Raw genomic sequence first — 25133 nt, 5'->3', positions numbered from 1 at the left:
CTATATTTGTATCTCCTATCATATAATTCCCTTTATTCTTTAACTATAATGCTGGGAAAGCACGTAAAGTAAGACAAAGTATTAAAAATCATCGTGATGAAGTGTATCGTATTGATGTATGTATTGTAGAAGATCCGATGGAAAGAGAAATTTACGAAACATATATGATTAACGAATTTCAAGCAAAGTATAATGTGGATAAAGTATTTTATAAATAACATCAACGTAAAACATGATCTTGGTACTACATCAAGATCATGTTTTTTATATGTAATAAAAACAATTGATTATTCTTAATCATTCGACAAGATGCAACAATTTAAGATCTTGTTTTTTGCTATGATAAGTAAGGAATTTACATATCGTGTTATTGGGGGATAAAAGAGATGTTGAAAAAATTTACTACATGTATTTTAGGTGGCGCTTTAGTATTCAATTTATCTGGTTGCGGCAATACATCCGACAAAACTTCTTCAGAATCTAAAGAAACCAATTCTAAACAAGAAGAAAAGAAAGTGGAAACAACTGATGAGGCGAAAACGAAAGAGAATACAAAGCAGAAAAATACAGAACAAACAAAAGAGAAATCAAAAATAAAAGAAAAAGAGTATGCTGTAAACAAGGATTTTCATACACCTAAATTTGATGTAACTGTAAAAAGAGTTGTAGAAAGAGATAAGGTTGGTAAAGAAAGTATAGGATTCCAAAAGCCTGAAGATGGACATGTCTTTATTGTTGTAGAAGCAGAAGGGAAAAATATCACAAACGAACCGATGAAATTAGCCGTTTTACCATCAGTGGATTTAGTGGATGAAAATGATAATGCTTACCAAAGTGATGTGTTGGCAGCTAGTAGTTATGCGGTTGAAAAAGCCGAGACCTCTACTATCACTAAGGGATTAAAACCAGGGGAGGTAATGAGAGAAAGTAAAGTTTACGTGATTAATAAAGAAAAATTTGATACAGGAAAGTGGTATGTAGTTGTTAACCATGAGTATAAGGAACAAATTAAATAGTGTTTATTTATGAAGAGGAGATGGCTCCTCTTTTTTTTACAAGTTAACACAGAATTTCGTTATAATGTAGAAATTTAATGTTTTCGAAAAAAAGAATTGACTTCTATATTAGTTGTAACTAAAATGGTTACATAAACATGTAATTAATTTAGTTACAACTAATATCTGCTAAAAATATGATTTATATATTTAATTAAGGATGGTGGTCCATACGTTGCCACCCGGTGTAGAAAGTTACTAACACATTCAAATCAATGCATATTCCAAGCTTTAGTATTTTCTGTTACGGGGCAATAAGGTGCAATGTTATCTTTTGTTAAAAACCTTGGTGGATCTTTCTTTGGAAATATTAGTTTTGGGGAAATATAGTAAGGTATCTAAAAAAGAACAAGGTATAAAAAGATGTACCTATATAAACCAAAAATTTAGTTGAGCTGGATAATAAAAAAAGGTAGGAGATTTAAATGGAGACAAAACAAGATAATCTTATTTACGTATGGGATGCATATTGTGGATGGTGCTATGGTTTTTCAGAAAGTATTAAAGGATTTTACAAAAACCACACTGAAGTACCATTAACGGTTTTATGTGGAGGGTTATTTTTAGATAATTTACCAATGAAAAACTTCTCATATATAGAAGAAGGAAATAAAAGAATTAATCAACTTACAGGTGCTGAATTTGGTCCTTCATATCAAAAATTGGTGGAGGAAGGGACTTTTAAAATGAATTCGAAAGATGCTGCAATTGGCTTTTCAGCTTTACGCTCATTAGCGCCAGACCGTTTATTAGAATTCACTTCGGCTATGCAAAAAGCGTTTTATTATGAGGGCCAAAGTCTGAGTGATCCTGAAACATATCGCAAAATTGCAATCGAGCATGGTTTGGACCCTGAACAAGTGTTAGAACGTTTAAACGCTCAAGAAACAATAATAGATGTCCAAAATGATTTCAATAAAGTTCGACAGCTTGGTGTTAATAGCTATCCTTCATTACTTTTACAAAAGGATAATCAAATTATTCCTATTGGTGGTGGCGTAATGACACCGGATAAAATTGAAGCGCGTTTTAAAAATTTATATTAAGAAAATTTAGGATACAGTAGCAAACATGTTATCTTAGGCCACCTGACATTCATCTCCGTAATATTCGCCAGTACTATTACACTTTCAGATAAATGGGAGTGGGAGATTTTATCGGAACAAGATAAAAATATGATAATTAGTTAATAACTTTAACAAAAGGAGAATAACATACTATGTTTAAAACAATCGATACAAATCAAAAAGATGTGAAATTAACGGTGTTTAGTTCGGACGAAAAAAGCTTTATGGTCACAGCAACATTAGTTGAGAAAGCAGGACATGCATTTTTAATAAACTCAAAATTTACGCAATCTGATTCGAAAGAAATTGTTGAGTATCTGAAAAAAAACAACTTATCTCTAGATAAAATCTTTATTATTCATGGGGATCCAGACTACTACTTTGGATTAGAGAGCATTAAAGCCGTTTACCCAGAAGCTATAGCGTATGCAACAGAGTCTACTGTTGAACATATCGTTCATTCTGTCTTAGGGAAATTAAAAGTTTGGAAAGACGCCCTTGGAGAAAATGCACCAAGTAACGTGGTATTACCTCAAGTATTTAAAGAAAAAGCGATTGATTTTCAGGGGTTAACATTTGAACTAGTAGGCTTAGATCATTACAGAACTAGCCTATTTAATAAAGAACTAAAAGTATTAATTGGTGGTATCGATGTATTTAACGAAATACATGTATTCTTAGCGGATACTAGCTCAAAAGCGGCTATGGAGGCATGGATTGAGAACTTGAAAGTATTACAAGCATTACATGCTGACATAATTGTGCCTAGCCATGGATCAATCGAAAAATCCCTAAATAATCAAGCACTTACTGCGACAATGGATTATCTAAGAACGGCGGTTCAAGCTTCTGAGGAAAGTGGAACTTCAAAAGATTTTGTGGCAAAACTTGAAGCAGCATATCCAGGCTATGCAAATAAAGGTGTATTAGAATTAAGTGCAAAAGTTGTAACAAAAGAAATGCCTTGGGGTTAATGATATGAATAAATATCAAAAACTATTACATGAAACGTATGTGTTAACTGGCGAAGGGAAATTGGATACGTTCAAAACGTATTTAAGTGAAAATGTATCTTGGACAGAAGCTGCTGGGTTTCCATATGCAGGTACTTATATAGGTCCAGATGAAGTAGTGAAAAACGTACATGAACGTCTTGGCACGGAATGGGATGACTATAGCGCTAAAGATGAAATTTATGCTTTTAATAACAATACTGTTATCGTTTATGGAAAATATAGTGGAACATATAAAGCTACAGGGAAGTCATTTGTAGCAGATTTTTGTCATCTTTATAAGTTTGATGAGAACGATAAGGTTAAGAAGTTTATTCAAATTGTGGACAGTGCAACTGTTAATGAGGTATTAAGTTAGAGTTAATCGTTTCTAATATGCCTTGTATAGGGGGAGGTTAGGATAAATGAAATTCCTAACATTATCCCTGACATTACATTTTGGGGAAGGTTTCTCCTTCTTCAAGCTTTTTATAGAAGAAAACTTATTTAAGTAGAAGAGGTAGGTATATATGAAATTAGAGAAAAATTTAATCATAACAATTATTTCTGTATTTATTTTAGGAGTAGTTTCGACTTTGGTATATCAAGCTTCCACCGGTAATAACAAAGGGAACTCAATAAAGAGCGAAAATGTCGCTTCTGTATCAAAAGAAGTAAAAGAAAATGAAAAGAATAAAAAGATGGTAGTTGATTTCTATAATGAAGTTTTTAACAAACATAATATCGATATTATCCCTAAATATGTTAGCGAAGATTATAAGCAACATAATCCTTTTGTTGCTGATGGACGAAAAGCCTTCATGGATTTCTTTAAGGAGGATTTTGTTAAAAATCCTAATTCCTCTGCAGAGATTAAACGTGTAGTAGCTGAAGGGGATACAGTTGCTCTTCATGTACACTCTCGTACTAATTCTCAAGATAAGGGAGTTGCTATAGTGGATATATTTCGTATCAAGGATGGAAAGATTGTCGAACACTGGGATGTAATTCAAGAGATTCCAAGTGAAGCAGCTAATGATAATACGATGTTTTAGATAGAAGATATATCTAATAATTGTTTAATTGATAGTGCTGTATAGAGTTTAGAAATTTAGATAATTAGTCATCAAATTTGGAAATCATTTAAAAATAGCATATTAAATGATGGCGCAAATTAATACGAAATAGCTCTTTAATAAAAAATCCTACTCATTAAAAAATGAGTAGGATTTTTTATTAAAGAATAGTGCTAATTTTGTGGTTCGGCACCATCTAAATTTGGAAACCATGAAAGTATAGGTACTCTATATCCACGTAAAGTAAAATCGTAATTTTTTCCTTCTTTTATGTTTGCTTGCAGATCCACTGAATGAAACTTCATCATAAGAAGGCTATCCTCATTAGAAATAACTTTTTCGGTTCCATTTTTTTGCTCAACCTAGTACAATCTTACCAATTTAAAAAAGACCACCATTACTGGCAGTCCTTTTTTGGTAGTTTTAGAAATTAAATTATAACATATTAATATACAAATTATAAATATACTTTTACAAAAGATACTATAAGTTTTTTATAATTCTTGATTTCTCAATTTCCATTGCATACTGAATTTTCCTGTAAGTATTAATAACTAACATTAAAATTATCAATCCACTAGATTATTAGAAAAAACTGGTTATCTATATAATTGTTTGGTAAAATATAGATATAATTTAAGAGGGTAAAGTTAATATAGATCAACTAAGTAATGCTAAGAAAATGTTTTATTGCATAAAAAAAGGCTCCATTGCTGGAGCACTCAAAATAAACAAACGAATTAAAACAAGAAACAGACAATTTAACTATATAGATAAAATATAAATAAATCTATATATATGTAAAAATGCATATAAAAACTCTATTTATTGATGCTATAATAGGTTTACTCGATGATTGTTATATTTTTTTATGGTTTTTAAGCAATAAATACCTTCTTAACACCAAGTGTACAAGGAAAAGAAGACATCTTAAGCGATGTCTTCTTTTCTTATATAATAACTACACAATAAAATTAAGATGGTTCAAGTCCGAAGAAGGCACCTTTGGGTGTCTTTTCTTTTTCGAATTTGCCTAATAGGGGCAGCACCACATCGCTATCAAGCTAAGAAATTCATTGTACCCCAAAACGAAAAAAGATGAAAAAAATAATAAAAAGCTTATCATTAAGTGCTAAAAGATAAGCTTTTTTGTCTATACTTATTAAATTTTATTTGATTTCTTCCATGCTAATACTGTAATAAGATATTGAATACCAAATAGGAAAGCGAAAAGTATAATAAATCTTGCTATTACTGATAACCATCCAATGAAATCTTCAGGTAAGTTATATTTGTATGTGGTAGCACCTATTGCGACAAAACAAAAAATAAGGGTATTACTCATTTTTTCTTTTAATTTTTCATTTAATTGTTCTTTATTATTAATATCTGTTTCATAAACACCAGTCAGAATAGATTTAATAAAAAAGAATATCATATAAAAAATTATAATGGCTAATGAAGCAGCCCATTCTAGAAATGGACGGTGTAGATATGCTCCTCTTATTATAAAATCAGCAAAAGCTATAAGCAGGACAACAATTCCAGATTGAGCCCAAATCTTCATTTCGATTTGTTGAATTCTTTCATCTGAGTGTGTACTGAGTGAAAACCATTTTTTTAGTTTTTCCATTTTAAAGTTCCTCCCAAAATAATTTATCTAAGGTTTTATCTAATGTTTTAGCTATATGAATGCAAAGTTTTAAAGAAGGGTTATATTTATTACTTTCAATAAGACTAATGGTTTGTCGTGTAACGTTCACAATATCGGCTAACTCTTGTTGGGTCAGACCTTTTTCTATTCTTGCAATTTTTATTTTACTTACAGACATTAAATACACCTCATTTGTAAAAATAAACTTCATACCATAAATCTTATATTCTATATATTATACTATTATTAAATTAAATGCAATATATATTTTACATTAAGTCATATATAGATTGCTAACATCTGTTTTTTTATATTTTTATTATTTTTTGTATCTAAAACCAGCCTACAAATATGAAAATAAGATATCCTTTCTGTAGAACCATAGGAAAGGGTGGCGTTTTTTATGTCTGTTTCTGTGTCTGATGAATTACAACTATTTGCTCAAGAGATTCAAAGTTTTTTATCTCCAAATACTTTACGGGATCTTGCTAGAGATGTTGGTTTTGTACAACGAACTAGTAAGTATCAAGCAAAAGATTTAGTAGCTTTATGTGTATGGTTGAGCCAAAATGTAGCTATGACTTCTTTAACTCAATTATCTAGCTGTTTAGAAGCATCAACAGAAGTACTCATCAGTCCTGAGGGACTGAATCAACGATTTAATAAGGCAGCCGTCCAACTTTTACAACACCTACTAGCCGAACTACTAAGCAAAAAATTGGCCGCATCTATGCCGATTTCTTCTCCATACACTTCTGTTTTCAAGCGTATTCGTATTTTAGATTCAACTGCATTTCAACTCCCGGATGTATTTTCATCGGTTTATCCAGGTGCAGGAGGATGCAGCCATACAGCTGGAATAAAAATTCAACTTGAGTATGATTTGTTAAGTGGACAGTTCCTACATATTCATACAGGACCAGGTAAACAACATGATCGCACTTACGGCTCTCTGTGTGTCCCAACTGTGACAGCAAATGATTTATGTGTCCGAGATTTAGGTTATTTTCATTTAAAAGACCTTCAAGATATACAAGATAAAGAGGCCTACTATATCTCTCGTATCAAGTCGAATACACGTATGTATCAAAAAAATCCTAACCCTGATTATTTTCAAGACGAAAGAATTAAGAAAGGTACAGAGTATATACAGATAGATATGGAGACGTTAATGAACTCCCTTCAACCAGGACAAACATGTGAAATAGCTGATGCTTATGTAGGAATGATTGATAAAGTGCCAGCTCGTGTAATTGTTCATCGATTAACAAAACAACAGCAACAAAAACGATTACAAGATCAATCTGTAAGAGAAAAAAAGAAAGGAATGAAGTATTCTCCTCGTAGTAAACGACTCAGTGGAATTAATGTATATATGACAAACACCTCTACAGATATTGTCCCGATGGGACAGGTACATGACTGGTATTCTTTGCGTTGGCAAATCGAAATTTTATTTAAAACGTGGAAGTCATTCTTTCAAATCCATCATTGTAAGAAGATAAAACCAGAACGATTGGAGTGCCATTTATATGGTCAATTGATTGCCATTCTACTCTGTTCTTCTATCATGTTTCAAATGCGCCAATTGCTCCTCATGAAGAAAAAACGAGAGCTTAGTGAGTATAAAGCCATATATATGATTAAAGACTATTTTCTTCTTCTATTCCAAACTATACAAAAAAACACCCAAGAGCTATCAAAGGTGTTACTTCGTCTGTTCAATCTCCTACAGCAAAGCGGGCGGAAATCTCATCGATATAAGAAGAAAACGGTCTTTGATATATTAGGTGTCGTTTACAATTGTACTATGTCGGACAATCAAGCCGCTTAATTCAAAAAAGTGAAACCCGTTAGGGGTTATTTCGTATGCAAATCTTTCAATCACCTACACTTGCCCTTTAGAAAAAAGAAACAATCTCGCCTAAAATTGACTTTGTATAAGCTTAGCTTGATAGCGATGGGGCAGCACCACATTGCTATCAAGTTAAAAATTTTTTCACCCAAAACAAAAAAACGAGCTGAATTCACATAAATAACTATGGAAGAAAACAAAAACTTAGGATTAAAGAACTTGTGATGTATGACTATATTGGCTGTTTTTATTCAGAAGGATATATTAATCCTGAGTATACATTTGTATTTGATCATGAGGATATCGAAGAAATTATATTTGTAGGTTTTATAGATGAGGAAGAAGAGGCATTTGTAGGATTGCTTAATTGAATATGATCTAGAAACAGATGATCTTCAAATTCCGATAAAACTAGCAATCTCCACGCCGAACTTGGACAAATCCTAAGCGGGGGAAAAACGGACGCGAAAATGATGAAGAGATTACTATTTTCAAATCAGTTGGTTTGGCTGTAGTAGATATTATCGTTGCGAATTATTTGTATGAGAAAGTAGTGGAGCGCGGGATGGGATTGAGTTTTGAGGGACTGCCTTTTGGTGGTCTTTTTTGCATAAAATCTTGTAAAGTAAGAAAAAGTTGAATATTAATATTCTAATATTCAATAGAAAGATAAAATGTTTTAAAGTTCAAAATAATACATTATAATATATTTAGTAAAATTAACCAATTTATATTTTGCTCATTATGTATTAAAGGGGAAATGAAAATGGCTGGACAAATTCGTATGTCACCAGAGGAGCTTAAATCGAAAGCAGCTCAATATGGACAAGGTGCAAATCAAATTGAGGACATTTTAAGTCAACTACAAAATTTACAAAATGAATTAAGAGGAGAATGGGAAGGTCGTGCTTTCGAAGGTTTTGATCAACAGTTCAATCAATTAAAGCCAAAAGTACAAAACTTCGCACAGCTATTACAAGAAATTAATATGCAGCTTAATAAAACTGCAGAAGCTGTTGCTTCTCATGATGAAGAATTATCACGTAATTTCGGTTTGAAATAAAAATTGTCATACTCTATATAACAGGCATTTCAAATGAGCCATACAGCTTATAGTGTATGGCTCATTTGATTGCATGCCCAACTTAGCTGGACACACGTTTAAAAAGAGTGATATTAATAGGGAATTTTCATATATTTATTGGGATTTCTTTGGCATCTTCTGAAAATTAGAGAAAGGATTTGAGTGATGGGACAATTTCAAAGTAATTTTCAAACGGCACAACAAATTGCTACGCAGATGAGAACAGCTTCGAATATAATCCAAAGTGCAACAAATCGTTCTATAACAAAGGCGACGCGTACAACACTATCTGTTAATTCCAAAGCACAAGAAGCGAATCAACAAATGTTAGATTTTACGAAACAATTTTCCACTGCCTTTCAACAAGCGGTCGATAATATTCATTCAGTAGCCCAAGAGTTTGAGAGAATGGATAACGAACTTCACAACACTTTTCGCTAATGTGACAACCTACGTAAAGGTAAAATAGTAGGAGGAATATAATGAGTCAAGATATTGAAAAACAAATCAATCAAGTAAATCAAAAGTTAAGAAGTGTATTTGAAGAACAAGACCGAAATCAATCCGCGATTCACATTCAGGAGCAAGCGGAAGCAGATTTTTATGAATGGAGAGGTCGAAACCATCGTTTGTTTGATCGAATTTTAGGAACTTGGCATGGTGATAGAGAAATGTCTCAATTTTTTATGAATACATATCAAGAGGCACAACATATTGAACGAAAAGTCACATTTGAATTAGAAAACCAAAAAGAAACGTTGCTTAAAGAAAGACGAAACCTTAGTGATTTAGAAAACGACCTTTCCTATCAACAACAACAATTAGCGAGGGAGGTCAATGCATGAGCTTAAATATGTATTTAGGAGAAGTACAAGGCCAAACTCAAAGTATGAATGCTGTATGTAACGCTACTATTCAAGGTATGGAACAAGTCATTCAGTCAATTGATGCCTTTGCAATTGATACTGTTCTACAAGGACAAACTTATAGCAGTGCAAAATCATTTTTTGTACAAACCTTTCGTCCTTTAGCGCAAGGAATCATTTATCTGTGTGAAGAGTTAATTCGCCAGAACGATGCTTTTCCAAGTCAATTTCAATCACAAGTCGCTTCCACAGATGTAATTGAACAAGAAATATTAGAACAAATTCGAGAAATTGACCGAATGAAAGCAAGTATGGAAGCCATCAGTCAAGCTATGCCAATCCCAGGTATGGACGCTATGGCGAATCTTTTTACTGTGATGAGGAAAAAACTGCAAGAAAAGCTGGATCATTTGTATCAATTCAATCAGACCTCTAGTAATAATTATAGTACAGCCCTTCAATTAGCAGCTAGTATTGCTGCAGGTCTTGCGGAAGTTCAAAGTGGGAAAGGGTTTAGTCCTGCAAGTGGTACATTTAGTACGCAAGGGTTGAATATGGAATGGACAACTTCAATTCAGGAGATTACAGAAGATAGAAATCGTCAGACTGATAACCTTCTAAATAGTGGTACAATTGAAGAAGGAGCAATTGATGGTAGATTTTCATCGGAATCAGAAGAAAAAGGTTTTGATGGTAAAAAACTAGCAAGGGACATAGCTGGTGAAATAAGTGGTGAATATGATATTCGTCGGGCTTGGGATGGTGTTGATCCATCATCTGGAGAAAAACTGTCTACTTTGGACCGATTTTTAGCTGGTGGGATGGTAGTAGCTGGTCTTACCCCAATTGGAAAAATTTCGAAAGTTGGTAAGGGTGTAAAGATGACTGCTGACGCTACTAAGGTTGTAAATAAAACTAAAAAAGTACCTGTTGAAAAAGTAAATGAAGCTAAAGGTACAAGTGAAGTTAATAAGAAAGTCAGCGGAACTAGTGTAGGAGAAGAAAACGTTACTTATCGTAGGGTTCAAGGTGGTGATAGTAAAGAGTTAATTTTAGTTAATGATGATGGTACACTCTCTTTAAATAGTAAATGGAGGGCAGATCATAATTTAAATGTATCTACTGGAAAAGATCACTCTACATATTTCAAAAATAAACGAGCAGACTCATATATTGTGGAATTTGATGTACCACAGTATTTAGATGATTTAATTAGAGAAAATGCGATTTCTCAGAAGGGTTATAAAACTAATCCACTTAACCAAGGTAGAACAGCTCCTAAGATTGTTGACAAGGGTATTTTTGATAAATATGGATTTGAAGGTGTTGCATACGAATTACCTGACCCCATTAGTCGGTGGTTGGTAGAATACGGACGGAATGCTAAACTTATTAAGTAAGAGAGGAGAGCGTGTTAAATGATTAAGCCTTTATACGCCGAAAATATTATAGTAGGTGTAAAATATAAAAATAAGCTCAATTGGTATATAACTGAATCGGATTTATGGTATTTAGATTATAATCAAGCTGGATATTCTCCTAGTGAATATCCAGAGGAAAGAAAAGGCATTAGTATTTTAAATGAGACTACAATAGCTAACTTTTTAGAAAGAATAGAAAAATATAAAAGATTTACAGAAGATATTAGGTTAGAATTTTTAAGGGAACTAAGAACTAATAGAGAAGAAGCCTATTATGATTATAATCCATGTTTCCTAATAGACTTTGAGCGTTTAATTTTTTATTCTAATTATCCGGAATCAATATCTTTTGAAGAATATATTCCGAATAACTGGAGAGGTTATTTACAGCGATTTGATGAACAAGTACCCTATGAATATAGATATTGGGAAGATGAGAATAAAAACTATTTAGTTAGAGAGGATTAGGTCATGGAAGAAAATAAAGTAGTTATGATAAAAGAAACATTTAAAAATGAAGAAACTGGTGAACTAACGCCAGGAGTTACTATAATACTTGATGGGAATTTAAGGGAAGTGTTGGAGATAATTATGGAAAAAGAAGGCTATTCGGATTATCCAGAAGCTTTAAAAGAAGTAATCTTTGAAGGGATTCATCATTTTGTGAAAAGAAATAAATAATAAGCTGACATATACTTTTAAGGTAAAGGGCAATTCTGAAAGGGATATGCCCTTTTTATTTTTTAAATTTGAAATGTAGCTCAGATATTATCTTTTTCTTCCTTATTGATACCAATATATTTTAAGTGTAATTTATGAGGTGCTATGATTGAGTATTTCTTACAACATAGCGAAATCTTTTGTTTGTTTATAGAACCAATAGCCGAAGGTTTTGCACATGGTGTGAGTCCCAATAGATTCGATCCCAGCAAAATCTTTGGCTTTTTGAAATTTTTGATAAGCCTAGATTTTATTAATGGGTTGATCTTCTTTTCGAGAAGGGAATAATATTTCACAGAAGGTGTAAAATGGGATGTTGATTTAGATGGTGATGGTGAAGATAATAGTATTAAGGATAGGGTGAAAACGGGTTCGAAAAAAGCTTGGTCAACAGTAGCGGGGTGGTTTAATTAACATGAAAAAAAAATACAGATTTTAATAAAAAAGCTTTTGAATATTATATGGCTCTTTATGCTGTAAATGATATAAGATCGACTATAATTACTCTTGTGATTGGGATAGCAGATATATTTGTGCTTTTGCCTGCTTTTGCGAATCCTGTTCAACCGATATATATGTACATAATAGTTCCACCAGTTGCTTTTTTAAATGTATGGGCAATATGGATTGTTATAAATCCTAGGAAGCGGCAATTACAATACACTCTATTTCGTGGGGTATTTGGCATCGTATGTTCAGTAGGATTATTAGTTATAACCCAAAAGTTTGCATATGAAATGTTAGGATTACAAACTCCTATCTATTTTATTTTTTCGATTGGTTTGTATATTTTTGCTTTGTATTATTATTATAAAAATCATATTAAAAAACTTCAGGAATCAATCAAAAAAATCAAAATCATCGAAAAAAAACTCTAGTTTCGGAGTAGTGGCTTTTGTAGGATTGGGTCAACTCATTGCTAATATCAGTCTTGGTTTTGCAACACAAAAGATGGTAGCAATTGTATTAATGTGTGTATACTCCATGCTTTCGTTTATGTTGTTTCATTTCATTATGGAACTCCATAGGTACTATTGTTTAAGGAAGCATATAGAAGATGGGGGTAGAACACATGAAACCTTTTAAAGAGGTTTATTGAATTTTAAGTATTGTGATTTATGGAAGGAAACAAAAACTTATGGTTAAAGAACCTGTGATGTATGACTATATTGGCTGTTTTTATCCAGAAGGAGGAAAGCTGATATGCAAGCATTTAAAGTTGGGAAATTAGTCACATTCGTTGCAATTATAATACTTCTTGTAGTTGCTATTTTATCTCCTTACAACTTATTTAAAAAGATTTATTTTATTATTGGTGTTCTTATTATTGGCGCAATTTCACTTGGTACAAATAAATTCTTTGAACTGATACACAGTAAATTTAATAAGAAATGATATTACTTATGTGATAAAGAAATTCCCCTCTAAATCCTTAATGATTTAGAGGGGAATTTCTACAATATGATTTTACTGGATTACGTGGAACTAAATTAGTCCATCACCATATTGGTGGTGGTCAAGCTGTTGGTGTTCCGCTGCCACTACATCCTGGTTTTGGAGGGATTCATAACGCAGAAAAATCGATTGGAGCATGGGGGAAAAGATGCAGGATATGTAGAAATGCTTCAGAAATTTATTGAACATCATACATTAGGCGGTAAATAAAAAAATGAAAAATGAAATGAAAAATTGTTTTGATAAAATAATTAGAGAGTGGCAAGATTGTAATAATTCATTGCCAAAATCTTTATGGATAGAAGAAGCAGAGGCTTTTATCTATGAAGGAGAACCAGATATAGAGGGATACGTATTCTGGAAACCGTTAGAAAAAATATAATTCATGATTTTTCTAATATAGAAAAAGATTTGGGGATACAATTATATAATTCAATTAAAGAATATTATAATTCTTATTGGTTTTTAGACTTAGGAGGTAATTATTTAGGTTATGATTTTGAATTAAATTCTGTTATACCAGGAATTGAACTGCATGATTTTTATGTATCTTTACAAGGGTACCAAGGCGCACATGATAATCAACTGAATAATATTCCTATTGGTATGGAATTCAATGGTCTCTTGGTAGTTGTAGATAATGAAAATGGACAAGTAAAATTAGAAGCTTATGAAAGCGGAAGCTTCGAAGTAATCTGTGATAGTTTAGCAGAATTAATTTTAAATCTTTCATAATCAGGAACCTGGTCGAATACAACTTGTAGATTATCAGATACATCACGATACTGGTCATACAGGTGGATATAAAATTTGAGGAAAAGATAGGGCGGTTTATAATTATGAACAACATTACATGGATTAATGTAAGTGAGAAAAAAGTTACAGATGAACAAATTGAACAATTAGAAGAGTACTTTGGTATTAAATTTCCTAATGATTTTATTGAGTGTGTAAAGAAATATGATGGTGGCTATCCTACTCCAGATACATTCAATATTCCTAATCAGGATGAAGATTCACTTAATAACCTTTTAACCTTAGACTCTGAGAGAAAAATTTCTATGCTGCAAACATATAATAGTATAAAAGATAGATTGGTAGATAAAGTATATCCTTTTGCTAGAGACCCGTTTGGTAACCTTCTATGCTTTGATTACCGAAATAATCCTCAGTCACCAACAGTCGTATTTTGGGACCATGAGGAAGAAGAAATGGAAGAATCCATCTATCCTGTTTGTTCATCTTTTGCAGAATTACTTGATAGCTTATATGAGTTTGAAGACGAGGACGAATAATTAATTATGAGTAACAAAAGTAAGACTTATGTGAATTACGCATAAGTCTTTTTAATATTATCTCAAAGTTAAGAAGATTGAGAGGGAAAATTCTCATGAATCTAGGGGAGCTAGTTTAAAAGAAATTAAAAGACAATTAAATATACCTAGATTTCAACACCCGATTAGTCAAAAAATGGTACCATTAACAGATAGTAATGGTAAAAGGATATTAAATGATAATAAACAGCCTATTATAACTCGAGAATTAACATATGAAGTAAAAGGTCAAAAAATTATAATTCAAGATCATTCAGAGGGTCATAAGTTTGGAGAAGGTGGAATTGGAGATCAGTCACCGCATCATAATGTAAGACCTGAATACAATACACGAACAGGACAGGTAGATGGTATGGAGGATCATTATTATTTTGAGAAGAGAAATAAAAATAGGAAGTATAAAAATGATTGATCAATTTAAATTTTTAAATCCACAAGCGTTAATCAGTATTTTTGGGAAAATACCAAAGTTTGAAGAATCAGAGTTATTAGATGTGCGTCTTAAAAGAGATGGTCCTACTTTAGTTATTCAATTGATGACAAAGGAAAATGTTGAAAACAAGCCAAAAAGATGGGATAAGTGGGATGTAATTTATGTAGAGATATCTTTCTTTGCTATTCATAATTTAACAATAAAAGGTTTAGGGACAGAAAATATAATTGATTATTTTGAAATAAATACGATAGAAGAAGAAGGTTTATTAAAAATTAAGTGTAAGAATCAAATGTTAGTTGAGTGCTCGTTTGAATGGGCGAAGGTAGAAGGAGTAATCCCAGGCTTAATAGGATTACCGTAATTTTGATGGGAAGTAGATAGTTAATTTTTATAATATTCATATTTTAATGTTTTGGGGTTAAATAAGGAATGTATAAAGGACATTTGAAACGTTGATAGTGTTACAAACATATGAAGCGGAAATTACTAAAATTAAGATACCTAATTATATACCTGTATTAGGTGATTATGATATAAGTTCCAAAGGTGAGATTGTAATAGGTGGGTATGGTTATAGATTCCGCAGGAGTTTCATTTAAGTTTGAGAAGGAAGCGAGATAATAGAATGCAAAAATTTTCAAAAATAGTTATATGTGTTGGTGCGTTAATAATGATTATACTAGGCATGATTGTACATGATACATGGAAGGATAGGATTTATTTTTCTTTAGCTGTACTTTTTGTTACCGTACTTTCTTTACTATGGAATATAGTTGCTCATAATATTATGGATAAATTTAGGGGGAGAGAATGAATAGTTATGAAACTTTTACTGATTGGAACAGTAACGGGGTGGTCTAATTAACATGAAAAAAAGTATAGATTTTAATAAGAAAGCTTTTGCACATTATATGGCTCTTTATCCTGTAAATGAAATAAGAGTCCACGTAATTGTTCTTGTCCTTTTGGGGGCAGACGTGTTTGTTCTTTTGCCTGCGTTCGCGAATCCTTTTCAATTACTTAGTAACTCCTCCAGTTATTTTTTTTAATTTGTGGGCAATATGGATTGCTATAAATCCTCGGAAACGACAATTACAATACACTCTATTTCGGGGAGTATATGGCACCATATGTTCAGTCGGATTATTGGTTATAACGCAAAAATTTGCCTATGAAGTGTTACAATTACAAACTCCTATCTATTTTATTTTTTCAGTTGGTTTGTATGGTGTTGCTTTGTATTATTTTTATAAAAATCATATTGAAAAACTTCAGGAACCAAGAAAAAAATCAAAATCATCGAAAGGAACTGGTGGTGTAAAAGTAGCAGCTATTGCAGCTGGATCGGGGCAGTTAATTGCTAATATAATTCTTAGCATTGCAACACAACAGATGGGGGCAATTGTATTTATGTCTGCATGCACAGTGTTTTCGTTTGCTTTGTTTTATATGATTATAGAACTCCATAAGTATTATTATTTACGTAAGCATATAGAAGATGGAGGGAAAATACGTATAGGCTTTTAAAGAGGATTTGTTGCATTTCAAGTGTATAATTGCATTCTTCTTATGGAAGCCATTTACGAGGCTTATAGCAATAAAAGATGTATAAGAGGAAGATTATATTCTAGTAAAACATCTGAAGGAATGGAAATTAGGTTTGTTCTTATTAATGATAAGATTATAACTGTTTATCCAATGTATTAAAGAATGTGAGGTACTCAAAATGAAAGTAACTACTCAGCCCATAGTTAAAAATACAAGACAATATAGAGGTAATTGCTAAGAAGCACTCCTCCTAAGTTTCAGATGAAATTAAATGATTGAATATTTATATTTAAATAACCGTCTATTTATGCTTTAATATTTCTATGTACATAACTGGAATGATTAGGAAATTGTATTTAATATGTTTTAAGAAAGGGGAATGTTTTTTATATGGAAACTCCAGAAAATCAATTTAAGCGTGCACTTAATCCTTGGTTCTCCATTTGGACAAAACCACGTGATACAATGAAAGAAATTTTTATATCCAAACCTAAGAATGTGTTTTTACTCATTTTATTAGGCTCATTCGTACAGACTTTAGATCGAGCATCTTCTAAAAATATGGCGGATTCAATAAATAGTCCAGTTTCATTAATCTCAATGGTTATATTCGGTACCTTCGTTGCCTTCTTAATTTATTATTTTTTGCTACCAGCGTTATTTAATTGGGTGGCAAAAAAACTTGGTGGACAAGGTACCTTTGAAAAAACACGTTACGCAGTTGCCTATTCTTATATCCCTTACGTTTATTCTCTTATATTAGTTTGGGTGCCTTCATTTTTCTTGTTTGGGATAGAAAACTTTACGAGTGAGACACCGAAAATGGAGAGTAGCATAACTTTAACGATTTTGTTTCTTATTTTTGCCATAATTGATATAGTTATTGCAATTTGGACAATCATTATTTCCTTAAAATGTTTAGGAGAAGCACAACAATTTTCAGCATGGAAAGCATTATTAACAATAATAGTGTCCTTTATGATTATCATTCTTCCTTTGGTAATAATAGTATTTCTTATAGTAGGGGTTACAACTTTTTAATCATTTATTTGCCTCTTATTTATCCAAATGTTTTCTACGCGCTGTTAGTAATTGTTACAGGGTGAACAACCACATGATTCGGATGTTCCACTTGGCGAAGCGTATGACCTTTATGATCAAATTGATCGCCCGTTACGGCCTGTTTTTCTTATTATCAGTGTTAACAGGAATTTGTGAAGGCAAACTTGAAAATCAAAATATTAAACCATTAAAATCTTAGGGTAGCTGAGTAGATTGTCCTTGTTTGTCCCTTATTTTCCAATTGGAGGCTAATTATTACCAATTGGTTCTGTAGCTCTTATAGAAGAAATTAATCAACCTCTTATGATTTATGGAAGAAAGCAACAACAAGCTGATAATAAATTATGCGATTATGTTTCTTGTCCATATCCTCATGGTAATTTATCAAAAGAATATAATGTGTTTTTTAATCATAATCAAATAATTCATTTATTATTTAAGGGTTTCGAAACAGAGGATGAATTAGAATTAAGAAGTAAATTATCTGAGTTTTAGTGAAAATGGAGAAAATATAATATGGTTTTAGGAATTTCATATTCTGATATTTTTCGTATCATAATTATTGTTTTGGTTTTTTTCATTTTTTGGAGATTGAATACTTGGTATAATAAAAAATATAATGTTCCTAAGGTTTTTCAATGGTTTCCTAGAAGATGGGGAAAAAGAAAAGTTTCAGAGCATTTGTCTCAACTAGATAAAAAGTTAGAAGCTGAAGGTAAAGGTATCTGTGTTACAATCTATGCTATTGATTTGTACATTGTAACTATTCCTTGTACAGTAAAAAAATATAAATCTTAATACATATATGTTTATAAAAAAGACCTTTTATTTTAAAATAAAAGGTCTTTTTTATGATGATTGAAATAGTAATTTTAAGTGAATTAAATTTGAAATGTATCAAGAATATTATCTTTTTCTTCTTTATTAATTCCAATATATTTCAGGGGGATGTGCTATGGTTAAGAATTTCTTGTAACATAGCAACATCTTTTGTTTGTTTATAGAACCAATAGCCGAAGGTTTTTCGCATGGTGTGAGTACCGATAGATTCTATACCAGCAAAGTCTCCAGCTTTTTGCAATTGTCGATAATACGTGTTTTTTCGTCATACAAAAACCCCTACATATAAGTAGAGGTTTTTAAATTATATCTTAATGAATTATGCCTTCTTAGATAAAGTAAATCGAGTTCAGATAAACGAAGATTATAGAATACATAATTTTAACTAGACTTATTATTAACTAATGTATCCCCACCACCAAGCTCTGCCTCAATCTGCGAAGTCTTCGATGACTCATCCATACGCCAATACGTAATAAAGCTGATCGCGATACATCCAGCTACGTAGAAGTAGAATAGTGATTCCATTCCGATACTTTTTAGCCATAATGCGATGAACTCAGCTGTTCCGCCAAATATCGCAACTGTTAGTGCATATGGTAAACCTACGCCTAGTGCGCGAATTTCGGTCGGGAAGAGTTCTGCTTTTACAATTGCGTTAATAGAAGTGTAACCAGTAACGATGATGAGACCGACCATCATGAGTAAGAATGCTACGATTGGTTCTGTCGTTTTTTCCATGAAGAAGAAGATCGGTGCTGTTAGTAATGTTCCAAGAATACCGAATGCCATTAATAATGGGCGGCGTCCGATTTTATCTGATAGTAGTCCTGCAATTGGTTGAAGTACGACGAAAATAAGTAGTGCGACAAAGTTAATCCAGCTTACAACTTCTTTCGGAAGACCGACTGTGTTTACCATGAACTTTTGTAAATATGTTGTGTACGTATAGAATGCGACAGTGCCTCCTAATGTTAGGCCGACTACTGCTAATACTGCTTTCGGGTGTTTCATAAGAGCGCGAACGGTTCCTGCGCTTTCGCGTTTTTGTGATTTTATGTTTGCGAACTGCTCCGATTCATCCATCGTGCGGCGAAGCCATAATACAGCTACTGCACCCATCGCTCCAATAATGAATGGAATGCGCCAGCCCCAAGCCTTCATATCTGGTTCGCTTAGCAATTGCTGAAGAACAATTTGAACGCCTAACGCAACCATTTGCCCAGCAACGAGCGTTACATATTGGAAGCTTGAATAAAAGCCACGGCGACCACTACTAGCCATTTCAGATAAATACGTTGCGGAAGTTCCATACTCTCCGCCGAGTGATAATCCTTGTAGTAAACGAGCAAGAACTAAAATAATTGGTGCCATAATACCGATGCTTTCGTAACTAGGTGTACAGGCGATAATTAAAGAACCACCGGCCATAACTGTAATCGAAAGCGTTAATGCTGCCCGGCGTCCGTGCCGATCCGCATAGCGTCCCATTAATAAACTTCCGATAGGGCGCATTAAGAATCCAACTGCAAAAATAGCTGCTGTGTTCAGTAACTGGCTCGTTGGATCTCCTTTAGGAAAGAACTCTGCTGAAAAGTAAACAGCGAAAGCAGAGTAAACGTACCAATCGTACCATTCAATTAAATTGCCGACAGACCCTTTAAAAATATTGCCGGCGACTCGATTAGATTTTACTTGAGCCATAATCTTTCCTCCTCTTGCTTATAAATAAAATGATAATTATGAAAGCGTGTTCATTATAGTTGAATTGTACTGTCTGTAGAATAAAATCTCAATATTATGACAATTTTATTCTTTTTGTACTTTATGTACATGGAGAGTTTTAATAGTTGCTTCCTTATTCGTTTTGTCATAATAATAGAAAAAGGAGATTGATAGTTTAGAATATTTTATCAAAGGATATGAAGAATGAAGAAATCACGCAAAGTGTCATTGCAAACGAAAATAGTAAGCTTAATTATTACGTTAATTTTATTTGTTGTTCTCCTATTAGCAGGAATATTTGTTTACATTCAGTCCGTTGATACGAAGCGCCAAGTGGAACAATTAGCACTGCAAACAGCCAAGTCGCTTTCTTTTATGCCAGCTATAAAAGATGCCTTTCAAAATAACGAGCATAAAAGTAACATTCAATCTATTGCGGAACAAGTTCGCGAGCAATCTGGTGCCGATACTGTCATTATAGAAGATCGCTTTGGGGTGATGTATTCCCATTCTAATTCGGAGTTAATTGGCACAAAGAGTAACAACCCGTATAACTATGAAGCACTCACTTTTGGTGGCTATTATACGCTCGAAGGAAATGGTGAAAGTGGTCCGGCTTTAATGGCAAAGGCACCCATTATTGTTCATAACGGAGACTACGATCAAGTCGTAGGTGTTGTGACAGTAGAGTTTTTAATAAAAGGTATTGAATCTAACATACTGAGCAGAACGAAAGAAATTATACTCTTTTCCTTAGCTGTATTAGTAGTCGGAATTATTGGCGGCATTCTTTTAGCACGTAGCATTCGTAAAGATACACTCGGTTTAGAGCCGAATGAAATTGCGGCGTTATACCGGGAACGAAGCGCGATACTACTATCTATAAAAGAAGGAATTATCGCTATTGATCAAAACGGTTTTATTACGATGATGAACACTTCGGCAGAAGAGATGCTTCATGTAAATGGTGATTATATGCAGCAGCACATTTCAAAAGTTTTACCGGAATTTAATATGGAAAGAGTGCTAGAAAGCGATCAAGAAATCGCGTTTCAAGATAAAGTGTTTATTTTAAACATGACACCGATACTCGAAAATAATAGTACGGTAGGCGTTGTATGCAGTTTTAGAGATAAAACAGAACTGCAAAACCTTGTGAACACAATATCTGAGGTAAGAAAGTATTCCGAGGATTTACGCGCTCAAACGCATGAATTTACAAATAAACTTTTCGTCTTATCAGGATTACTTCAATTAGGACATTACAAAGAAGCGATTGAATTTATTCAACAAGAATCTAATATTCATCAAAGTCAAAACCATATTTTATTCCATCAAATTCATGATGCGAAAGTACAAGCTATTTTATTAGGAAAAATCGGAACAGCATCTGAGAAGAAAATTGATTTTCATATTGAAGGAGATAGTGCGCTTCATCCGTTACCAGACCATATAAAAGTTTCGCACCTTATTACGATTCTTGGAAACATAATCGACAATGCATTTGATGCGGTGAGTACACAAGAGGAAAAGAATGTGTCCTTCTTTGTTACGGATATTGGGCACGATATTGTGTTTGAAGTGATAGATAGTGGGATAGGGATACCGGCAGAAAAAATCACGACTATTTTTCAAAAAGGATTTTCAACGAAAGGAAATGATCGTGGTTACGGACTAGCAAACGTGAAAGAAATGGTAGATCTACTAGGGGGAACAATTGAAATTCAAAACGAGAAAAATGGGGGAGCTATTTTTACAATTTACCTTCCGAAAACATTGAAAGAAAGTACATAACAAACAGGGGGATGGACATATGTTGAAGGTTGCAATTGCAGAAGATGATTTCCGCGTCGCGCAAATTCAGGAAGGGTTTTTATCAAAAATAAAGGACGTAAAAGTGATCGGAAAAGCATTGAACGCGAAAGAAACGATGGAATTACTACAAAAGGAAGAAGTCGATTTGCTTCTATTAGATAATTATTTACCAGATGGAATCGGAACGGACTTATTACCAAAAATCCATGCTGACTTTCCAAACGTTGACGTCATTATGGTTACAGCGGCAAATGAAAATCATATGTTAGAAAAAGCAATTCGAAATGGCGTAAGCAACTACCTTATAAAACCGGTTACGTTAGAAAAATTCGTTCGCACAATTGAAGACTATAAAAGAAAGAAGCAATTATTACATAGTAACAATGAAGTGAATCAAGCACTCATCGATAACTTCTTCGGCATCTCGCAAACACAAGACATAAAAAACTTACCGACAGGTGTGGACCCGTTAACACTGCAAAAAGTGAAAGGGATTATAAAAGGATTCGAAGAGGGCATTACAATAGAAGAAATGGGAGAACAAATGGGGGCCTCCCGAACAACCGCAAGAAGATATTTAGAATACTTAGTAGCGACAAACGAATGCACAGTAGAGTACACATACGGCATTATCGGACGACCAGAACGAAAATATCGCATAGGACGAGGACTATGAAAAAACGATTATTACTATGTATATGGATCATGACAGGAGTAATAGCTGGTTGTTCTTCGGAAAAATCCCATACGAATAAAGTAAACATAGACAAAGTAGAAATCGTTGCGCCAAACGTTCAAGGAGCAGGATGGGACTTAACGGCACGAGCGATGCAAAAAACACTGACAGAAGAAAAAATCTTCACAAAACCAATCACAGTCACAAACAAAGTAGGTGGCAGCGGTGACGTCGGATGGAAATATACGAAACAAAAAGGTGGTCACGTACTAGCGATCAACTCAAGCTTACTCATAACGAACAACCTACTAGGCCACAGTAAACTAACATATAAAGACTTCACGCCGCTCGCGACACTAGCATCGGACTGGGAAGTCGTTGTCGTATCAAAAGAATCAAACATAGAAAACGCAAAACAACTCATGGAACAACTAAAACAAGACAAGAAAAACTTCAAAATCGGCGTTGCCCCAGGCCTAGGAAACGACGATCACCTATCATTCGTACAAGTAAGCAAAGCATTCGGCATAAATCCAGCCGAACTACAATTCTTCGTCTACGAAAACAAAGAAAAAATCATAAACGCCCTAACGAACAAACAAATCAGCGCCGCAACCATGACTCTATCCGAAGCCGAAAAACAATACAAAGCCGGCAAAATAAAAATACTAGCCGTATCCGCACCAAAACGCCTAGACCGACTACCAGAAATCCCAACCTGGAAAGAACAAGGCATCAACGTCATATTCCAGCACTGGAAAGGAATTATGGGCCCGAAAGATATGACGGAGGAAGAGGTTGCTTATTGGGATGGTGTTATTAAAAAAATGGTGGAGAGTGATAGTTGGAAGGGGATTTTGAGGGAGCGGGGTTGGGAGAGTTTTTATAAGGATAGTGGGGAGAGTAGGGGGTTTTTGGAGGAGAGTAGTGGGTGGTATGGGGGGATGGTTAAGTTTAGTAATTAATGCATGTTTATTTGTAAGAAATGGGATATGTGACATAAATAATGCCACATTATAAGTTATAATTTACTTATAAAAATTTATAAAAATGATTATTCAGGAGAATTGATTTACAAATTTATAAACGGCGGTGTGTGGAATGGATTATAATTTTGAGATTTTATCATTGTTAGATAATTCAATTGAGTTTGAGAAGCTACATAGTAAGTTTAATCGTTTTAATCCTTTTAAAATATTAAAGGTAGATAAGTTTGAGATTAGACATTCTAATATGATTGCTTGGCTACTTGATCCTATGGAAAACCATCACTTAGGTTCTATGTTTGTAAATAAGATCCTTTCTAGAACGTTTGTAAAAGCGGAGAATGAGGAGTTAATTGGACAATATAATTTTATTAAATTACATAAGCAGTCTCTTCAAGATTTGGAAGTGTTTCGCGAAGTACAAACGAAAAATAATAAACGAATTGATATTTTGGCAATATCAGAAGCGCAAAAGGTTGCTATTCTGATTGAAAATAAATATAAGTCATTGGAATCGGATGGCCAATTACAAAATTACATAAATTTTGTTAGCGAGAAATATGAAGGGTATACGATCATTCCAATTTTTTTAAGTTTAGATGGTAGCGCTCCAAGTCATAAATCGTATCTTACTTTAGATTATGGGGATATATTAAATATCCTAAAAGGACAATTGGAGATTTATAGTGATTATACGTCTAGTACGATAAAAGATTTTCTTTCCTACTATATTGATATATTAGAGGGGGAACTAGTTCGTGATGAGGAAGACATTAGCGCCAAAGGACGCGGAGGCAAAGTAGGAAGCGGCGTATCAGGAGGAGAAGAATCCCTTTCATCTCTACTATTCGCACTAGCCTTACTACAAACAATCGAAGCATCCCCAGGCTACATCATCCTAGACGAATACGACAGCGCCCTAGATGACAGCCGAAAAGAAAAAGTCTTCACTCTATTCGAACAAGAACTAAACCGAAAAATGATCATAGTCTCATCAAAAAGTCACGATCCAAACTACTTACAACACTTCTCGCAAGCACTTACGGTAATGCATGATGCGAGTGTGCCTATTAGTCGGATTTTGCAGGTGAAGAGGGCGATAGAAGAAACGGAAACTGTAAGTAAGGATAACTAATTACTAGCTCGCACTAACGGGCCCTCTGATTCCCACATCAAATTTTGATGTGGGAATCAGAGGGCCCGTTAATATGGAGTTAAAGAAAATAAGGATGTGATTGTAAATGATAGTTGATACATTTATATTGGATTTTATTAGAGAGTTTCAAAGAAGTTGAGGGAATGACATATTGGAAGTATAGGAGGAGTAATGTCGTTTAATGGAGATGTGAATGTAACAATCTAGGATAGGGATATAAGAAAAAACACTTAATATTTTATTGATTTAATTAAAAAGACATAGTTTATGCTATGTCTTTTTAATAGTAAGTAATTTAGGGAAGTACTTC

At 33.3% G+C, this 25133-nt stretch carries 28 protein-coding genes and 10 pseudogenes; 32 read left to right on the top strand and 6 right to left on the bottom strand.

Translation table 11 applies throughout. From position 1 onward, the window contains the following. Positions 1-80: 80 nt before the first annotated feature. From B9A45_RS32510 to B9A45_RS25690, 6 genes and pseudogenes are all read left to right on the top strand, one after another. Positions 81-218 (top strand): annotated as a pseudogene (locus B9A45_RS32510) (excinuclease ABC subunit C); the annotation flags it as partial. 168 nt (positions 219-386) lie between these two features. Next, positions 387-1016, top strand: coding sequence for a hypothetical protein (locus B9A45_RS25710; RefSeq protein WP_074593257.1), 630 nt, complete (start codon positions 387-389; stop codon positions 1014-1016). Positions 1017-1480: 464 nt separating this feature from the next. Beyond that, positions 1481-2101 carry a DsbA family protein gene (locus tag B9A45_RS25705; protein ID WP_000448622.1) on the top strand — a complete coding sequence of 207 codons (621 nt, stop codon included), beginning with the start codon at positions 1481-1483 and terminating at the stop codon, positions 2099-2101. Positions 2102-2274: 173 nt separating this feature from the next. Next, positions 2275-3096 carry an MBL fold metallo-hydrolase gene (locus B9A45_RS25700; protein ID WP_000477273.1) on the top strand — a complete coding sequence of 274 codons (822 nt, stop codon included), beginning with the start codon at positions 2275-2277 and terminating at the stop codon, positions 3094-3096. Between the two features lie 4 nt (positions 3097-3100). Next, positions 3101-3493: a nuclear transport factor 2 family protein gene (locus tag B9A45_RS25695; RefSeq protein WP_084065391.1), complete on the top strand. Its 393-nt coding sequence runs from the start codon at positions 3101-3103 to the stop codon at positions 3491-3493. A 151-nt stretch (positions 3494-3644) separates the two neighbouring features. Beyond that, complete coding sequence (locus B9A45_RS25690; protein WP_000764192.1) at positions 3645-4169, top strand: nuclear transport factor 2 family protein; 525 nt, start codon at positions 3645-3647, stop codon at positions 4167-4169. Positions 4170-4363: 194 nt separating this feature from the next. On the opposite strand, the gene B9A45_RS32945 is transcribed toward B9A45_RS25690, so the two are convergent. The 3 genes from B9A45_RS32945 to B9A45_RS32940 all read right to left on the bottom strand — a co-directional run bounded on the left by B9A45_RS32945 (position 4364) and on the right by B9A45_RS32940 (position 6022). Next, the gene (locus tag B9A45_RS32945; protein ID WP_000975273.1) at positions 4364-4498 is read right to left on the bottom strand and encodes a hypothetical protein; all 135 of its coding nucleotides are present in this window, start codon (positions 4496-4498) and stop codon (positions 4364-4366) included. Positions 4499-5352: 854 nt separating this feature from the next. After that, the gene (locus B9A45_RS25680) at positions 5353-5823 is read right to left on the bottom strand and encodes a DUF6773 family protein (protein WP_256891715.1); all 471 of its coding nucleotides are present in this window, start codon (positions 5821-5823) and stop codon (positions 5353-5355) included. A gap of 1 nt (position 5824) precedes the next feature. After that, positions 5825-6022: a helix-turn-helix transcriptional regulator gene (locus B9A45_RS32940; protein ID WP_227601712.1), complete on the bottom strand. Its 198-nt coding sequence runs from the start codon at positions 6020-6022 to the stop codon at positions 5825-5827. 225 nt (positions 6023-6247) lie between these two features. Here B9A45_RS32940 and B9A45_RS25675 point away from each other — a divergent pair, with 225 nt between their 5' ends. The 9 genes and pseudogenes from B9A45_RS25675 to B9A45_RS25635 all read left to right on the top strand — a co-directional run bounded on the left by B9A45_RS25675 (position 6248) and on the right by B9A45_RS25635 (position 11751). Beyond that, positions 6248-7678: an IS4 family transposase gene (locus B9A45_RS25675; RefSeq protein ID WP_084065386.1), complete on the top strand. Its 1431-nt coding sequence runs from the start codon at positions 6248-6250 to the stop codon at positions 7676-7678. A gap of 206 nt (positions 7679-7884) precedes the next feature. Continuing rightward, positions 7885-8070, top strand: a pseudogene (locus tag B9A45_RS25670) (DUF4176 domain-containing protein); the annotation flags it as partial. Between the two features lie 134 nt (positions 8071-8204). After that, positions 8205-8339: a hypothetical protein gene (locus B9A45_RS33275; protein ID WP_002025378.1), complete on the top strand. Its 135-nt coding sequence runs from the start codon at positions 8205-8207 to the stop codon at positions 8337-8339. Positions 8340-8465: 126 nt separating this feature from the next. Then, positions 8466-8762, top strand: a complete 297-nt coding sequence (locus tag B9A45_RS25660; protein WP_000918587.1) for a WXG100 family type VII secretion target — start codon at positions 8466-8468, stop codon at positions 8760-8762. Positions 8763-8948: 186 nt separating this feature from the next. Beyond that, entirely contained in the window at positions 8949-9224 is a 276-nt protein-coding gene (locus tag B9A45_RS25655; RefSeq protein ID WP_000529655.1) for a TIGR04197 family type VII secretion effector, read from the top strand. 41 nt (positions 9225-9265) lie between these two features. Next, positions 9266-9628 (top strand): DUF3958 family protein, encoded by a 363-nt coding sequence (locus B9A45_RS25650; protein ID WP_000076120.1) that lies wholly within the window; start codon positions 9266-9268, stop codon positions 9626-9628. Then, positions 9625-11049 carry a pre-toxin TG domain-containing protein gene (locus tag B9A45_RS25645; protein ID WP_000056052.1) on the top strand — a complete coding sequence of 475 codons (1425 nt, stop codon included), beginning with the start codon at positions 9625-9627 and terminating at the stop codon, positions 11047-11049. The genes B9A45_RS25650 and B9A45_RS25645 overlap by 4 nt, the downstream gene beginning before the upstream one ends. Before the next feature lie 18 nt (positions 11050-11067). Further along, entirely contained in the window at positions 11068-11538 is a 471-nt protein-coding gene (locus B9A45_RS25640; protein WP_000595046.1) for a hypothetical protein, read from the top strand. A gap of 3 nt (positions 11539-11541) precedes the next feature. Further along, the gene (locus tag B9A45_RS25635; RefSeq protein ID WP_000392187.1) at positions 11542-11751 is read left to right on the top strand and encodes a hypothetical protein; all 210 of its coding nucleotides are present in this window, start codon (positions 11542-11544) and stop codon (positions 11749-11751) included. 80 nt (positions 11752-11831) lie between these two features. On the opposite strand, the pseudogene B9A45_RS32935 reads toward B9A45_RS25635, so the two are convergent. Beyond that, a pseudogene (locus B9A45_RS32935) lies at positions 11832-12165 on the bottom strand (tyrosine-type recombinase/integrase); the annotation flags it as partial. A gap of 86 nt (positions 12166-12251) precedes the next feature. Between B9A45_RS32935 and B9A45_RS31865 the strand changes: the two are divergent. From B9A45_RS31865 to B9A45_RS25545, 13 genes and pseudogenes are all read left to right on the top strand, one after another. Continuing rightward, positions 12252-12876 (top strand): annotated as a pseudogene (locus B9A45_RS31865) (hypothetical protein). Positions 12877-12898: 22 nt separating this feature from the next. Next, positions 12899-12982, top strand: a pseudogene (locus B9A45_RS31860) (DUF4176 domain-containing protein); the annotation flags it as partial. A gap of 11 nt (positions 12983-12993) precedes the next feature. Further along, positions 12994-13185: a hypothetical protein gene (locus tag B9A45_RS25610; protein WP_001147554.1), complete on the top strand. Its 192-nt coding sequence runs from the start codon at positions 12994-12996 to the stop codon at positions 13183-13185. A 107-nt stretch (positions 13186-13292) separates the two neighbouring features. Then, positions 13293-13430, top strand: a pseudogene (locus B9A45_RS32930) (hypothetical protein); the annotation flags it as partial. 29 nt (positions 13431-13459) lie between these two features. Then, positions 13460-13980 (top strand): annotated as a pseudogene (locus B9A45_RS25600) (SecY-interacting protein Syd). Continuing rightward, positions 13976-14059 (top strand): annotated as a pseudogene (locus B9A45_RS33270) (HNH endonuclease); the annotation flags it as partial. The pseudogenes B9A45_RS25600 and B9A45_RS33270, both read left to right, overlap by 5 nt. Positions 14060-14084: 25 nt before the next feature. Beyond that, positions 14085-14540 carry an SMI1/KNR4 family protein gene (locus B9A45_RS25590; RefSeq protein WP_001060032.1) on the top strand — a complete coding sequence of 152 codons (456 nt, stop codon included), beginning with the start codon at positions 14085-14087 and terminating at the stop codon, positions 14538-14540. Between the two features lie 175 nt (positions 14541-14715). Continuing rightward, complete coding sequence (locus tag B9A45_RS25585) at positions 14716-14991, top strand: HNH/endonuclease VII fold putative polymorphic toxin (RefSeq protein ID WP_000249010.1); 276 nt, start codon at positions 14716-14718, stop codon at positions 14989-14991. Then, complete coding sequence (locus B9A45_RS25580) at positions 14984-15376, top strand: immunity 50 family protein (RefSeq protein WP_061667976.1); 393 nt, start codon at positions 14984-14986, stop codon at positions 15374-15376. Before B9A45_RS25585 ends, B9A45_RS25580 begins: the two co-directional genes overlap by 8 nt. A gap of 505 nt (positions 15377-15881) precedes the next feature. Then, positions 15882-16542, top strand: a pseudogene (locus tag B9A45_RS32925) (hypothetical protein). A gap of 411 nt (positions 16543-16953) precedes the next feature. Continuing rightward, positions 16954-17604: a Yip1 family protein gene (locus B9A45_RS25560; RefSeq protein WP_084065379.1), complete on the top strand. Its 651-nt coding sequence runs from the start codon at positions 16954-16956 to the stop codon at positions 17602-17604. Positions 17605-17886: 282 nt separating this feature from the next. Beyond that, positions 17887-18120, top strand: coding sequence for a DUF4176 domain-containing protein (locus B9A45_RS25550; RefSeq protein ID WP_073990571.1), 234 nt, complete (start codon positions 17887-17889; stop codon positions 18118-18120). A 21-nt stretch (positions 18121-18141) separates the two neighbouring features. After that, positions 18142-18423, top strand: coding sequence for a hypothetical protein (locus tag B9A45_RS25545; RefSeq protein WP_084065377.1), 282 nt, complete (start codon positions 18142-18144; stop codon positions 18421-18423). A gap of 83 nt (positions 18424-18506) precedes the next feature. Here the strand turns inward: B9A45_RS25545 and B9A45_RS25540 are convergent. Continuing rightward, positions 18507-18715: pseudogene (locus B9A45_RS25540) on the bottom strand (integrase); the annotation flags it as partial. Between the two features lie 131 nt (positions 18716-18846). Next, positions 18847-20169 carry an MFS transporter gene (locus B9A45_RS25535; RefSeq protein WP_084065374.1) on the bottom strand — a complete coding sequence of 441 codons (1323 nt, stop codon included), beginning with the start codon at positions 20167-20169 and terminating at the stop codon, positions 18847-18849. A 225-nt stretch (positions 20170-20394) separates the two neighbouring features. Here B9A45_RS25535 and B9A45_RS25530 point away from each other — a divergent pair, with 225 nt between their 5' ends. From B9A45_RS25530 to B9A45_RS33265, 4 genes are all read left to right on the top strand, one after another. Further along, positions 20395-21984, top strand: a complete 1590-nt coding sequence (locus tag B9A45_RS25530) for an ATP-binding protein (protein WP_084065372.1) — start codon at positions 20395-20397, stop codon at positions 21982-21984. A gap of 19 nt (positions 21985-22003) precedes the next feature. Beyond that, the gene (locus B9A45_RS25525) at positions 22004-22681 is read left to right on the top strand and encodes a response regulator (RefSeq protein ID WP_084065369.1); all 678 of its coding nucleotides are present in this window, start codon (positions 22004-22006) and stop codon (positions 22679-22681) included. Beyond that, positions 22678-23646 carry a tripartite tricarboxylate transporter substrate binding protein gene (locus tag B9A45_RS25520; RefSeq protein ID WP_084065366.1) on the top strand — a complete coding sequence of 323 codons (969 nt, stop codon included), beginning with the start codon at positions 22678-22680 and terminating at the stop codon, positions 23644-23646. Before B9A45_RS25525 ends, B9A45_RS25520 begins: the two co-directional genes overlap by 4 nt. Positions 23647-23782: 136 nt before the next feature. Further along, positions 23783-24802 (top strand): PD-(D/E)XK nuclease family protein, encoded by a 1020-nt coding sequence (locus B9A45_RS33265; protein WP_084065361.1) that lies wholly within the window; start codon positions 23783-23785, stop codon positions 24800-24802. Positions 24803-25133 lie beyond the last annotated feature (331 nt).

The organism is Bacillus sp. JKS001846, assembly GCF_900176455.1.
In the GTDB taxonomy this organism is placed as follows: domain Bacteria; phylum Bacillota; class Bacilli; order Bacillales; family Bacillaceae_G; genus Bacillus_A; species Bacillus_A cereus.
The sequence above is the reverse complement of the archived record's forward strand: the minus strand, read 5'-3'. Positions and strand labels throughout refer to the sequence as shown.